Source organism: Streptomyces sp. NPDC026515 (assembly GCF_055567595.1).
On record NZ_JBVHQD010000006.1, the window covers coordinates 150,185 to 161,840 of the forward strand.

Annotated in this window: 14 protein-coding genes; 6 read left to right on the top strand and 8 right to left on the bottom strand. The window is 70.3% G+C overall.

Annotated features, from left to right (window positions below):
- Nucleotides 1-147 precede the first annotated feature (147 nt).
- Nucleotides 148-1,158 carry an acyl-CoA desaturase gene (locus ACZ4O3_RS13785; RefSeq protein WP_362715301.1) on the top strand — a complete coding sequence of 337 codons (1,011 nt, stop codon included), beginning with the start codon at nucleotides 148-150 and terminating at the stop codon, nucleotides 1,156-1,158.
- A complete protein-coding gene (locus tag ACZ4O3_RS13790) occupies nucleotides 1,155-1,829 on the top strand; it encodes a TetR/AcrR family transcriptional regulator (protein ID WP_360489942.1) in 675 nt (224 codons plus the stop codon). Before ACZ4O3_RS13785 ends, ACZ4O3_RS13790 begins: the two co-directional genes overlap by 4 nt.
- A 47-nt stretch (nucleotides 1,830-1,876) precedes the next feature.
- Here the strand turns inward: ACZ4O3_RS13790 and ACZ4O3_RS13795 are convergent, their stop codons facing one another.
- The 3 genes from ACZ4O3_RS13795 to ACZ4O3_RS13805 all read right to left on the bottom strand — a co-directional run bounded on the left by ACZ4O3_RS13795 (nucleotide 1,877) and on the right by ACZ4O3_RS13805 (nucleotide 3,307).
- The gene (locus ACZ4O3_RS13795) at nucleotides 1,877-2,050 is read right to left on the bottom strand and encodes a CsbD family protein (RefSeq protein WP_362715296.1); all 174 of its coding nucleotides are present in this window, start codon (nucleotides 2,048-2,050) and stop codon (nucleotides 1,877-1,879) included.
- 79 nt (nucleotides 2,051-2,129) lie between these two features.
- Nucleotides 2,130-2,492, bottom strand: coding sequence for a VOC family protein (locus ACZ4O3_RS13800; protein WP_467722239.1), 363 nt, complete (start codon nucleotides 2,490-2,492; stop codon nucleotides 2,130-2,132).
- Nucleotides 2,492-3,307, bottom strand: coding sequence for a trans-aconitate 2-methyltransferase (locus tag ACZ4O3_RS13805; protein WP_467722240.1), 816 nt, complete (start codon nucleotides 3,305-3,307; stop codon nucleotides 2,492-2,494). Before ACZ4O3_RS13805 ends, ACZ4O3_RS13800 begins: the two co-directional genes overlap by 1 nt.
- A gap of 89 nt (nucleotides 3,308-3,396) precedes the next feature.
- Between ACZ4O3_RS13805 and ACZ4O3_RS13810 the strand changes: the two genes are divergently transcribed.
- Entirely contained in the window at nucleotides 3,397-3,894 is a 498-nt protein-coding gene (locus ACZ4O3_RS13810; RefSeq protein ID WP_362320803.1) for a MarR family winged helix-turn-helix transcriptional regulator, read from the top strand.
- A 33-nt stretch (nucleotides 3,895-3,927) separates the two neighbouring features.
- Here the strand turns inward: ACZ4O3_RS13810 and ACZ4O3_RS13815 are convergent, their stop codons facing one another.
- Nucleotides 3,928-4,701 (bottom strand): response regulator transcription factor, encoded by a 774-nt coding sequence (locus ACZ4O3_RS13815; protein WP_362721943.1) that lies wholly within the window; start codon nucleotides 4,699-4,701, stop codon nucleotides 3,928-3,930.
- A 272-nt stretch (nucleotides 4,702-4,973) separates the two neighbouring features.
- Between ACZ4O3_RS13815 and ACZ4O3_RS13820 the strand changes: the two genes are divergently transcribed.
- A complete protein-coding gene (locus tag ACZ4O3_RS13820; protein ID WP_362721940.1) occupies nucleotides 4,974-5,420 on the top strand; it encodes a GNAT family N-acetyltransferase in 447 nt (148 codons plus the stop codon).
- 3 nt (nucleotides 5,421-5,423) lie between these two features.
- Here the strand turns inward: ACZ4O3_RS13820 and galK are convergent, their stop codons facing one another.
- From galK to galT, 3 genes are read right to left on the bottom strand one after another with little or no spacing between them, the layout of a single operon-like run.
- Nucleotides 5,424-6,578 carry a galactokinase gene (gene galK / locus ACZ4O3_RS13825; RefSeq protein WP_362721938.1) on the bottom strand — a complete coding sequence of 385 codons (1,155 nt, stop codon included), beginning with the start codon at nucleotides 6,576-6,578 and terminating at the stop codon, nucleotides 5,424-5,426.
- On the bottom strand, nucleotides 6,579-7,541 hold the full coding sequence (gene galE, locus ACZ4O3_RS13830) for a UDP-glucose 4-epimerase GalE (RefSeq protein WP_467722241.1): 963 nt from the start codon (nucleotides 7,539-7,541) through the stop codon (nucleotides 6,579-6,581). It abuts the gene before it with no gap.
- Nucleotides 7,541-8,599, bottom strand: a complete 1,059-nt coding sequence (gene galT, locus ACZ4O3_RS13835) for a galactose-1-phosphate uridylyltransferase (protein WP_362721932.1) — start codon at nucleotides 8,597-8,599, stop codon at nucleotides 7,541-7,543. The genes galE and galT overlap by 1 nt, the downstream gene beginning before the upstream one ends.
- Before the next feature lie 136 nt (nucleotides 8,600-8,735).
- On the opposite strand from galT, the gene ACZ4O3_RS13840 reads away from it, so the two are divergent.
- Together ACZ4O3_RS13840 and ACZ4O3_RS13845 are read left to right on the top strand one after the other, a co-directional pair.
- A complete protein-coding gene (locus ACZ4O3_RS13840; RefSeq protein ID WP_362721930.1) occupies nucleotides 8,736-10,436 on the top strand; it encodes a sodium:solute symporter family protein in 1,701 nt (566 codons plus the stop codon).
- A gap of 27 nt (nucleotides 10,437-10,463) precedes the next feature.
- Nucleotides 10,464-10,748 carry a hypothetical protein gene (locus ACZ4O3_RS13845; protein WP_467722242.1) on the top strand — a complete coding sequence of 95 codons (285 nt, stop codon included), beginning with the start codon at nucleotides 10,464-10,466 and terminating at the stop codon, nucleotides 10,746-10,748.
- Between the two features lie 79 nt (nucleotides 10,749-10,827).
- Here the strand turns inward: ACZ4O3_RS13845 and ACZ4O3_RS13850 are convergent, their stop codons facing one another.
- The gene (locus ACZ4O3_RS13850; protein ID WP_467722243.1) at nucleotides 10,828-11,520 is read right to left on the bottom strand and encodes a helix-turn-helix transcriptional regulator; all 693 of its coding nucleotides are present in this window, start codon (nucleotides 11,518-11,520) and stop codon (nucleotides 10,828-10,830) included.
- Nucleotides 11,521-11,656 lie beyond the last annotated feature (136 nt).

Consider the following 11,656-nt stretch of genomic DNA (forward strand, 5'->3'; position numbering starts at 1 on the left):
CAGGGTCTCGGGCTCTTGCCGCGAGACGCCTCGCTGCCATACTTACGTCGCCGTAGGTTACGGAACCGTAGGGAAGAGTCCTCCTCGTCCCGTTCGGTCGCCGCGGATCGGCACCTATCTCAACCCTCGACCCCCCAGGGGACGCGCATGACCTCGTCTAGTTCCGATGTGATCGACGACGCCCACAAGCCGGCCGACGCGTCGACGGTGTCCGCCACGCTGGGCGGCGAGAAGAAGGGTTCGATCGAGCAGTTCGCCCTGCTGCTGTTCATCGTCGTGCCGTTCCTCGCGCTGCTGGCGGCGGTGCCGCTGGCGTGGGGGTGGGGGGTGAGCTGGCTCGACCTGGGCCTGATGGTGTTCTTCTACTACCTGGGCTGTCATGGCGTGACGATCGGTTTCCACCGTTACTTCACCCATGGTTCGTTCAAGGCCAAGCGGCCGCTCAGGATCGCGCTGGCGATCGCGGGTTCGATGGCGGTGGAGGGGCCCCTGGTGCGCTGGGTGGCCGACCACCGCAAGCACCACAAGTTCTCCGACGCGGAGGGCGACCCGCACTCGCCGTGGCGGTTCGGCGAGACGATGCCGGCACTGATGAAGGGCCTGTGGTGGGCGCACATCGGCTGGCTGTTCGACGAGGAGCAGACCCCGCAGGAGAAGTACGCGCCTGATCTGATCAGGGATCCGGTGATCCGGGCGGTCTCCCGTCAGTTCATCCTCTGGACGGCGCTCTCCCTGGCGCTGCCGCCGCTGATCGGCGGTCTGGTGACCTGGTCCTGGTGGGGCGCGTTCACCGCGTTCTTCTGGGGTTCACTCGTCCGGGTGGCACTGCTGCACCACGTGACCTGGTCGATCAACTCGATCTGTCACGCGGTGGGCAAGCGGCCGTTCAAGTCGCGGGACAGGTCGGGCAACGTGTGGTGGCTCGCGGTGCTGTCCTGCGGCGAGTCCTGGCACAACCTGCACCACGCCGACCCGACCTCGGCCAGGCACGGTGTGGAGCGCGGCCAGCTGGACTCGTCGGCACGGATCATCCGCTGGTGCGAGCAGCTGGGCTGGGCGTACGACGTCCGGTGGCCATCACGCTCCCGTATCGATTCGCGCCGCAACAACGGGGAAGGCGGTTCCCGGCGAGGGGCGGAGACCGCCGAGGCGGCATGATTGACGCCGTGGCGACCGACTCCAGCACCCCCAGTCCCGAAAAGCCGCGGCGGGCACGCCGCACCCGGATGACCGGTGCGGAGCGCCGCCAGCAGTTGCTGGAGATCGGTCGCACCCTCTTCGCCGCGAAGGGTTTCGAGGGCACCTCGGTGGAGGAGATCGCGGCGAAGGCCGGGGTCTCCAAGCCGGTGGTGTACGAGCACTTCGGCGGCAAGGAAGGCCTGTACGCGGTGGTGGTCGACCGGGAGATGCGGCGGCTGCTGGACATGGTGACCGGCTCCCTGACCGCCGGGCACCCGCGGGAGCTGTGTGAGCAGGCCGCGTTCGCCCTGCTCGACTACATCGAGGAGTACACGGACGGGTTCCGGATCCTGGTCCGGGACTCACCGATCCCGCAGTCCACGGGTTCCTTCGCGTCCCTCATCTCGGACATCGCCACCCAGGTGGAGGACATCCTGGGCCGCGAGTTCAAGTCGCGCGGCTTCGACCCCAAGCTGGCTCCGCTGTACGCGCAGGCGCTGGTGGGCATGGTCGCGCTGACCGGCCAGTGGTGGCTGGACGTGCGCCGCCCGAAGAAGGCGGAGGTCGCCGCCCACCTGGTCAACCTGGCCTGGCACGGTCTGGACGGCCTGGAGCCGAAGCCCCGGCTGATAGGGCACCGCAAGGCGTGACACCCCGGCCGCGGTGCCGGGGACGTCCCCGGCACCGCGGCGGAGCCTCAGCGCTTGAAGACGTCCTTGGCCTTCTCCTTGGCCTGGCGGGCGTCGCCCTTCGACTGTTCGAGGCGTCCTTCGGCTTCCGTCGACAGGTTGCCCGTCGCCCGCCCGCCGATCTCCTTGGCCTTGCCCTTGAGCTGTTCCTTCTTGGCCCTGGCCTTCTCTTCGCGTGCCACCGTCGATCACTCCTGACGTGGTCGGTACCCGGCTGTCGTCCCGCCGGGTAACCGTGATCGGGCCCCGGCAAACGGCTGCTCAGCGGGCCGGTTCCAGGAACTCCAGGCGGTTGCCGACGGGGTCCTCGCAGTAGAAGCGCCGGTGGCCCGGGAGGTCCCCGTCCCAGGCGACGGGGGTGCCGTGGGCGGTGAGCCGGGCCGCGTACGTCTCGATGCCCGTCACCAGCAGACCGGGGTGGGCCTGCCTGGCCGGCCGGAAGGCCTGCTCGATCCCCAGGTGCAGACGGACCTCCCCGGCCCGGAACCAGCAGCCGCCGCGCGCCGCGAGCGCGGGCGGTTTGGGGACCTCCGTCATGCCGAGGGTGTCCACGTAGAACGTCCGCAGCAGGTCCTCGGAGCCGGGCGGGGCCGCGAGCTGGACGTGGTCGAGGGCGGCGAGCATCAGTCCTCCTCCTTGCGGGCGACGGCGAAGACGCGCCGGAACGGGAACGGGGTGCCGTGCGGTCCCGCCGGGTAGGCCTCGCGCAGTGCGGCCCGGTACTCGGCGAGGAAGGCGTCACGGGCCCCGGGGTCGTCGGCGAGGGCGGTGAGCACGGGGCGCAGTCCGGTGCCCTTCACCCAGTCGAGGACCGGGTCCTCGCCGGTCAGCAGGTGGATGTAGGTGGTCTCCCAGACGTCGGCGGCGCAGCCGAGCCCGGTCAGCCGCTCCAGGTAGGCCTCGGGGGTCAGGACGGCGTCGTCGTGGCGGAGGGCCCCGGCGAGGCGGCCCCGCCAGCGGGGGGACTCGGCGAGGGTGCGCATCAGCCGGTGGCTGGGGGCGGTGAAGTTGCCGGGGACCTGGAAGGCGAAGGTGCCGCCGGGGGCGAGGCCGGCGATCCACTCGGCGAACCGTTCGGTGTGCCCGGGGACCCACTGGAGCGTGGCGTTGCTGACGATGAGGTCGTAGGGGCGCTCGGGCGCCCAGCTGCGGACGTCGGCGTGGGCGAAGTCCAGCCGGCCGCCGCCGGCCGTGGGGCCCTCGTACTCCACGCGTGCCTTGTCGAGCATCTCGGGCGAGTTGTCGTAGCCGGTGATGCGGGCGGTGGGCCAGCGCTGGGCGAGCAGGGCGGTCATGTTGCCGGGGCCGCAGCCGAGGTCGGCGACGGCGGGGCTTTCGCCGGGGAGCGCGGGAATCCGGGCGAGGAGGTCGGTGAAGGGGCGGGCGCGGTGGCCGGCGTGCCGGAGGTACTGGGCGGGGTCCCAGGCGGGGGTCGTCATGGGTTCCACCTTCCCCGCCCTAGTCTCTTGATGTCAAGAAGCTCGACATCAAGAGACTTCATGTCGACACAACCACTACACTGATCGCCATGGAGGACGAGGTCGATCGGCTGGTGGCTGCGTGGCGCCGGGAGCGCCCGGACCTCGACGTGGAACCGCTTGAGGTGCTCAGCCGGGTGAGCCGACTGGCCCGGCACCTGGACCGGGCACGTCGGCTGGCCTTCGCGGAGCACAGCCTTGAACCCTGGGAGTTCGACGTGCTGACCGCGCTACGGCGCGCGGGGACGCCGTATCAGCTCTCCCCCGGTCAGCTGCTCACCCAGACCCTGGTCACCTCGGGGACGATGACCAACCGCATCGACCGGCTGACCAAGAAGGGCCTGGTGGAGCGGTTGCCGGACCCGAGCGACCGGCGGGGCGTGCTGGTGCGGCTGACCGAGGAGGGCCAGGACCGCGCGGACCAGGCCCTGGCCGGGCTCCTCGCCCAGGAGCGGGCGATCCTCGCCGAACTCTCCCGCACCCAGCGCGCCGAACTCGCCGGTCTGCTGCGCCAGTTGACCGCGCCGTTCGACAACATCCCCGGCTGAGGGATCTGCCGGGCGGATCGCGGGACGCGTTGATCAGGCGCTGCTGCTCTCCTCCGGCATGATCCGCCCGGCGGGCTCCAGTTCGGCGGGCCCGACCCCGGCGCGGCGGGCCAGGGCGACGGCGGCCAGGGTGGAGTGCACGCCCAGCTTGCCGAGGACGTTCTGCATATGGGTGCGGACGGTGTGCGGGGACAGGAAAAGGCGCTCGGCGACCGCCTTGCGCCCCAGGCCCGCCACCATGCACCGGAGCACTTCCCGCTCCCTCGGCGTGAGGGACTCCACGAGCCGTTCGCTCTCGGTGCGGTGCTTGCGCGCGGCCGTCAGCTCCCGCAGCACCCCGGTCAGCAGGGCGGGCGGCAGATGGGTCTCGTCGCGCAGCACGCCCCGGATGACGTTGAGCAGCCGGGACAGCGAGCAGTCCTTGGCGACCCAGCCGCAGGCACCGGCCTGCAGGGCCAGGGCCGCACGCCGCGGGTCGTCCTTCTCGGCGAGCACCACGACACGGACGGCGGGCTGCGCCGAGCGGACCCCGGCGACCAGGGATATCCCGTCGACCAGACCCTCCTCGTTGCCCTCCTGCACCGGTACCGCCGCGCGTCCGCCGGGCAGTTGGCCGCCCAGATCGGCATCGACGAGCAGCACGTCGTAGCGGCGGCCCTCGGCGACCGCGCGCTCCAGGCAGCGCAGCGCCGCCGGACCGCTGCCGGCCGCGGAGACGTCGACGTCGGGCTCGGCGGCCAGTGCCGCGGCGAGCGACTCGGCGAAGATGCGGTGGTCGTCGACGACCAGAACTCGGATACGAACCACAAAACCCCCTTCCCCAAGCTCTTCACGAGCAGGGGATGCCCCAAGGTGCTCAGAACGACGGATCACACGGCCACGACACCCGTGCGAGGGCCGAACCGCACGGCCGCCGCCGTGCCTGGACTGCTACCCCCACCGCGGGTGTCGTACCCGACTTGTCTCGCCCCCTGATCAGCACCGGCCCCCACCGGTACCGCTCTTCAGGGTACGGAAGGGGGGCGGGAGCGGAAGGCAATTTGCAGAACTGCCCGGCCGGCGCGTTTATGGTGTGCCGCATGTTTCGTATCGAGACGGAAGTCGACAAAGAACGGCGGGAACTGCTCCGCACCCGGCTGCTGGAGACCAACACGGCGGCCTCCCCGGTCCTGGCGGCTCTGCGCGGCACCCCCGCCGAACGCCAAGTGCCGCTGCACGTCTGGGCGATGGACGAGGAGTCGGGCGAACTGGCGGGCGGGCTGGTGGGGCACACCTGGGCGAGCTGGCTGCACGTCACCTATCTGTGGGTGGACGCGGGCCGTCGTGGTGCGGGCCTGGGCGGCCGGCTGCTGGCCGAGGCGGAGCGCATCGCCGGGCAGGACCGCGACTGCACCGCGGCGCGCCTGGAGACCTGGGACTTCCAGGCGCCGGACTTCTACCGGAAGCAGGGCTACGAGGTGGTGTGCGTGGTCCCCGACTATCCGCCGGGGACCACGGAGTACACACTGACGAAGCGGCTGGGCTGAGTCTCAGCTCTCCCGGCGGGCGCCCGCCGACGGCACCGCCTCGAACGTCCGGGGCGCCTTGAACCCGGCCGCCGCGAACGCCTCTTCGACCGCCTTGGTGATCGTGTCGACGTCGGACGCCTCCGTGAGAACGATCGCCGAGCCGCCGAAGCCGCCGCCGGTCATCCGCGCGCCCAGCGCTCCGCCGGCCAGGGCCGTGTCCACGACCAGGTCCAGCTCCGGGCAGGAGATCCGGAAGTCGTCGCGCAACGAGGCGTGGCCCTCGGTGAGGACCGGGCCGATGGCACGGGTGTCGCCGGCCTCCAGCAGGCCCACGACGCGTTCCACGCGGTGGTCCTCGGTGACGACGTGCCGGACCAGACGCCGTACCTCCTCCTCGTCGCCCAGCCGGCCGAGCGCCGCGTCGAGGTCCTCGTAGGCGATGTCCCGCAGCGCGTCCACGCCCAGCAGGGCCGCGCCCTTCTCACAGCCGGCCCGGCGCTTGCCGTACTCGCCGCCGCTGTGCGCGTGCTTGACCTGGGTGTCGACCACCAGCAGGCGCATGCCCTCGGCCGCGAGGTCGAAGGGGATCTGCTTCTGCGACAGGTCCCGGGTGTCCAGGAACAGGGCGTGCCCGTGCTCGCAGCAGGCGGACGCCGTCTGGTCCATGATGCCGGTCGGCGCCCCGACGTAGACGTTCTCCGCGCGCTGGCACAGGCGGGCCAGCTGCCAGCGGGCCAGGCCCAGCTGGTGCAGGTCGTTCAGGGCGAGGGCGATCACCACCTCCAGGGCCGCGGAGGAGGACAGGCCGGCGCCGGTCGGGACCGTGGAGGACAGGTGCACGTCGGCGCCGGTGACCGGGTGGCCGGCCTCGCGCAGCGCCCACACCACACCCGCCGGGTACGCCGTCCACTCGTGGTCGGTGCCGGGTTCCAGGGCGTCCAGGGCGAGCTCGGCGACCCCGCCCTCGATGTCGGCGGAGTGCAGGCGCAGCACGCCGTCGGTGCGGCGGGAGACCGCGGCCGTCGTCACGTGCGGCAGTGCGAACGGCATCACGAAGCCGTCGTTGTAGTCGGTGTGCTCACCGATCAGGTTGACCCGGCCCGGTGCGGACCAGATCCCTTCGGGCGCGGTTCCGTAGAGCTCCGTGAAACCGTCCCGGACCTGCTGTGCCCCCATCTACTGCTCCCTCGATACGTGCTGGGCGAACTCCCAGGCGTCCGCGACGATCCCCGCGAGGTCCGCGCGGGTCGGGTTCCAGCCCAGCTTCTCGCGGGCGGCGGCCGCCGAGGCGACCAGGACGGCCGGGTCGCCGCCCCGGCGCGGGGCCACGACCTCGGGGATCGGGTGGCCGGTGACCCGGCGGACGGTCTCGATGACCTCGCGGACCGAGAAGCCCTCGCCGTTGCCGAGGTTGCAGATCAGGTGCTCGCCGGGGCGCGCGGCCGTCAGGGCCAGCAGGTGGGCGTCGGCCAGGTCGGCGACGTGGATGTAGTCGCGGACGCAGGTTCCGTCGGGCGTCGGGTAGTCGTCGCCGAAGACGGAGATCGCCTCCCGCCTGCCCTGGGCGACCTGGAGGACCAGCGGGATCAGGTGCGACTCGGGGTCGTGGCGCTCGCCCTGCGCGCCGTACGCCCCGGCCACGTTGAAGTAGCGCAGGGAGACCGCGCCCAGGCCGTGGGCGGCGGCCTCGCCGGTGATCATGTGGTCGACGGCGAGCTTGGTGGCGCCGTACGGGTTGGTGGGCTTCGTCGGGGCGGTCTCGACGATCGGGACCTGCTCCGGTTCGCCGTAGGTGGCCGCCGTGGAGGAGAAGACGAGCCTGCGGACGCCGGCCTCGCGCATCGCGCCGAGCAGCGCCATGGTGCCGCCGACGTTGTTGTCCCAGTACTTCTCGGGCTTCACGACCGACTCGCCGACCTGGGAGAACGCGGCGAAGTGCAGCACCGCGTCGTAGGAGGAGTCGAGCCACTTGGCGGCGTCGCGGATGTCGCCCTCGACGAAGGCCGCGCCCGCCGGGACGCCTTCCCGGAAGCCCGTGGAGAGGTTGTCCAGGACGGTGACCTCGTGGTCCGCCTCCAGCAGGTGCTGGGCCACCACGCTGCCGACGTAACCCGCTCCGCCCGTCACCAGGTACTTCATCAACTCGCTACCTCTCGCAGTCGCTCGGCCGCGCGCTCCGGCGGCACGTCGTTGATGAACACGTTCATGCCGGACTCGGAACCCGCGAGAAACTTCAGCTTGCCGGACGTTCGGCGGATGGTGAAAAGCTCCAGGTGCAGCGCGAAGTCGTCGCGCGTGACCCCCTCGAACTCCTCCAGCGTCCCGAACGGCGCCTGGTGCCAGGCGGCGATGTAGGGCGTGGGAGGTTCACCCTCACCGAAGATACGGTCGAAGCGCCTCAAGAGTTCCAGATAGACCTGGGGGAACTCTGAGCGGGCCGCCTCGTCGAGACCGAGCAGGTCGGGGACCCGGCGCTTCGGGTACAGGTGGATCTCGTAGGGCCAGTGCGCCGCGTAGGGCACGAAGGCGCCCCAGTGTTCACCCTCAAGGACGACGCGCTCGGCGGCGAGTTCACGCTCCAGGACGGCGTCGAAGAGGTTCTCCCCGCCGGTCGCCTCCTTGTGGGCCGCCAGTGACCGCAACATCAGCGCGGTGCGAGGGGTGGTGAAGGGGTAGGCGTAGATCTGGCCATGGGGATGACCGAGCGTCACGCCGATCTCCTCACCGCGGTTCTCGAAGCAGAACACCTGCTGGACGGAGGGGAGATGGGACAGTTCCGAGGTCCGGTCGGTCCACGCGTCGAGGACCAGCCGCGCCTGCTCCTCGGTGAGGCTCGCGAAGGACGCGTCGTGGTCGGAGGTGAAGCAGACCACCTCACAGCGCCCGGAGTCGCCGGCCAGCGAGGGGAAGCGGTTCTCGAACACCACCACGTCGTACGACGAGTCCGGGATCTCGCTCAGCCGGTCGCCCCTGGTCGGACACAGCGGGCACTGGTCGGCCGGGGGGTGGTAGGTGCGGCCCTGCCGGTGCGAGGCGATGGCGACCTGGTCGCCGAGGAGCGGGTCACGCCGGATCTCGGAGGTGGTGTGCGTCCGCTCCAGCGGCCGGCGGTCCACCGCGTCGCGCATGGTGTCGTCCCGCAGGTCGTAGTAGATGAGCTCGCGACCGTCGGCCAGCCGGGTCGAGGTCTTCTTCACTGCGGACTCCCGAAAATCGAGCGTTGTTCGAGTCAGCCAACCATCAAACAGAACCGAACACACCAAAACACAACTCACCAGGTGAGTCAACATCGCAATCAATCAAGGTGAGACAACAAAAGTGTTGAATTACTGGGTGCAGAACCCCACGAACGCCCATCTATCCCCCACATACCTCGCGGAGGAGCTGCGGCTCCCCACCAACGGCCTCGACTACGCGATCCTCGCGATCTACTTCGTGGTCGTCCTGGGCATCGGCTTCGCGGCCCGCCGCTCGGTGCGCACGAGCCTCGACTTCTTCCTCTCCGGGCGCTCACTGCCCGCGTGGATCACCGGACTCGCGTTCATCTCGGCGAACCTGGCCGCCACCGAGATCCTCGGCATGGCCGCCAACAGCGCGCAGTACGGTGCGTACACCGTGCACTGGTACTGGATCGGCGCCATTCCGGCCATGGTCTTCCTCGGCCTGGTGATGATGCCCTTCTACTACGGCAGCAAGGTCCGCTCGGTCCCCGAGATGCTGCTGCTGCGCTTCGACAGAGCCGCACACCTGCTGAGTTCGATCCTGTTCGCCTTCGCCGCCATCCTGATCGCGGGTGTCAACCTGTACGCCCTCGCGATCGTCGTCGAGGCGCTCCTGGGCTGGCCGCAGTGGGTGGCGATCGTGGTGGCCGGCGCGTTCGTGCTGGCGTACATCACCCTCGGCGGCCTCTCCTCGGCCATCTACAACGAGGTGCTCCAGTTCTTCGTGATCCTGGCCGCCCTCATCCCGCTGTCCGTGCTCGGCCTGAAGAAGGCCGGCGGCTGGGACGGTCTGGTCGACAAGCTCGACGCCGGCCACGGCCACAACTTCACCACCGCCTGGGGCGGTACCGGCATCGGCAGCGTCAACCCGCTCGGCGCGAACTGGCTGACCATCGTCCTCGGCCTCGGCTTCGTCCTCTCCTTCGGCTACTGGACGACCAACTTCGCCGAGGTCCAGCGCGCCCTGTCGGCGAGGAACCTCTCGGCCGCCCAGCGCACCCCGCTGATCGCCGCGTACCCGAAGATCTTCATCGTCTTCCTGGTGATGATCCCGGGCCTGGTCGCCGCCGCGCTGGTACCGGACATCGGCACGGCGGGGTCGGACCTCCAGTACAACGACGCGATCCCGTACCTGATGTCCCAGCTGCTGCCCAACGGCGTCCTCGGCATCGCGGTCACCGGTCTGCTCGCGGCCTTCATGGCCGGCATGGCCGCCAACGTGTCGTCCTTCAACACCGTGTTCACCACGGACATCTGGGCGAAGTACGTGGTCAAGGACCGGGAGGACGCCTACTACGTGCGCTTCGGACGCCTCATCACCGCGATCGGCGTCTGCGCCTCCGTCGGTACGGCGTTCCTGGCGTCGTCGTTCTCGAACATCATGAGCTACCTCCAGACGCTGTTCTCCTTCTTCAACGTGCCGATGTTCGTCGTCTTCATCGTGGGCATGTTCTGGAAGCGCGCCTCGGCGAAGTCCGGCTTCTGGGGGCTGCTCGCGGGGACGGTGACCGCGATGGTCAACTACTTCGTCCTCTACAAGAAGGACATCATCGGCATCCCCTCGGACCAGGGCGCCAACTTCGTCTCCGCGATCGCCGGCTTCGTCGCCGGTGCGGTGGTGATGGTGATCGTGTCCCTGTTCACCGCGCCCAAGTCGGAGGCGGAGCTCGCGGGCCTGGTCTACGGCACGCGCTCCCCCGGCCTGGCCGAGCCGCCCGCGCCCGGCGACGAGGCCTGGTACCGGCGGCCGGCGCTGCTGGGCTGGGGCGCCGTGGTCCTCGCCGCCGCCTGTTACATCCCGTTCTCGTTCTGACCCCGGCCGCGGGAGAATGGAGAGACCATGACCGACGACATCCAGCGGGAAGTCACCGAACTGGAGAGCAGGTCAGCGACCGCCGCCCGCATCTTCGATCTGCGGCGGATCATCGGCGGGTTGTTCGTGCTCTACGGGATCATCGTCACGATCACCGGGATCACGGACTCCCAGGCCGAGATCGACAAGGCGCAGGGGATCAACATCAACCTGTGGACCGGGATGCTGCTGCTGGGGGTGTTCTTCCTGGTGTGGCTGTGGCTACGGCCCACCCCACCGCCTGTTCCTGCCACGGAGGAGGAGACGGAGTAGGTAGTTGTTCGGCTGCGGGTGCGTGGGGGCTGGTCGCGCGCCCGCGGCGGCAGCCGCACGTCGATACGGCCCCGGGCCCCTAATGGGGCGCCTGTGTGCCGCCGTTCAGAGGTCCCGCCCGGTCCAGGAGCCCTGTCCGTGCCGCCAAAGCCGCCGCCTCCAGCCTCGACCCCACCCCCAGTTTCATAAGGACCCTCTGCACATGGGTGCGGGCCGTGCTCGGAGCGATGCCCATGCCCGCGGCGATCAGGCGGGTGTCCTCGCCGTCGGCCACCCGGACCAGGACCTCGACCTCCCTCGGGGTGAGCATCTGGAGCAGGCGCTGGCCCTCGTCGTCGGGCTGGGCCGCGGGGTTGAGCAGTTCACCGAACGCGCCCTGGAGCAGCGCCGGCGCCACGGCAGCCTCACCGGCCCGCGCCTTCATGATCGCCCGCTCGACGCCCTCTATCCGCTCGTCGTGCCGCACGTACCCGGAGGCACCTGCCGCGAAGGCCGCCGCGATGCCCCGCGGCGACGGCACCGGGCCCAGGACCAGGACGGCGACCTGCGGCCGCTCCCGCTTGATCTTCACCACCGGGTCGAAGATCCCCGGCTCGGCCGGGACGGCCGTACCCAGCAGGCACACCTCGGGCGCGCGAGTGATCACCAGCTCCGCCGCACCCGCCGCCGGCGCCGCCGCGGCGAGCACCCGGTGGCCCCGTAGTTTCAGCGCCGAGGCCAGCGCCTCGGCGAGCAACCGGTGGTCGTCGACCACCATGAGCCGCACTCCCATAGAGCAACCCCCCAGTCCCCCCAATGGATGCCCCACTATGGATGCCCACTGGTCCGCATGGACAGAGGGCCCCCCGGCACCTCGTCCTTCATGCCCCCGGAAGCTACACGCTTGTTCGACGTTGCGCTGCCCCTAC

What these genes read in the sequence shown, in the direction of transcription:
- ACZ4O3_RS13785 (WP_362715301.1), top strand. Translation starts at nt 148, where the DNA reads ATGACCTCGTCTAGTTCCGATGTGATCGACGACGCCCACAAGCCGGCC.
- ACZ4O3_RS13790 (WP_360489942.1), top strand. Translation starts at nt 1,155, where the DNA reads ATGATTGACGCCGTGGCGACCGACTCCAGCACCCCCAGTCCCGAAAAG.
- ACZ4O3_RS13800 (WP_467722239.1), bottom strand. Translation starts at nt 2,492, where the DNA reads ATGCTCGCCGCCCTCGACCACGTCCAGCTCGCGGCCCCGCCCGGCTCC.
- ACZ4O3_RS13805 (WP_467722240.1), bottom strand. Translation starts at nt 3,307, where the DNA reads ATGACGACCCCCGCCTGGGACCCCGCCCAGTACCTCCGGCACGCCGGC.
- ACZ4O3_RS13810 (WP_362320803.1), top strand. Translation starts at nt 3,397, where the DNA reads ATGGAGGACGAGGTCGATCGGCTGGTGGCTGCGTGGCGCCGGGAGCGC.
- ACZ4O3_RS13820 (WP_362721940.1), top strand. Translation starts at nt 4,974, where the DNA reads ATGTTTCGTATCGAGACGGAAGTCGACAAAGAACGGCGGGAACTGCTC.
- galK (WP_362721938.1), bottom strand. Translation starts at nt 6,578, where the DNA reads ATGGGGGCACAGCAGGTCCGGGACGGTTTCACGGAGCTCTACGGAACC.
- galE (WP_467722241.1), bottom strand. Translation starts at nt 7,541, where the DNA reads ATGAAGTACCTGGTGACGGGCGGAGCGGGTTACGTCGGCAGCGTGGTG.
- ACZ4O3_RS13845 (WP_467722242.1), top strand. Translation starts at nt 10,464, where the DNA reads ATGACCGACGACATCCAGCGGGAAGTCACCGAACTGGAGAGCAGGTCA.
- ACZ4O3_RS13850 (WP_467722243.1), bottom strand. Translation starts at nt 11,520, where the DNA reads ATGGGAGTGCGGCTCATGGTGGTCGACGACCACCGGTTGCTCGCCGAG.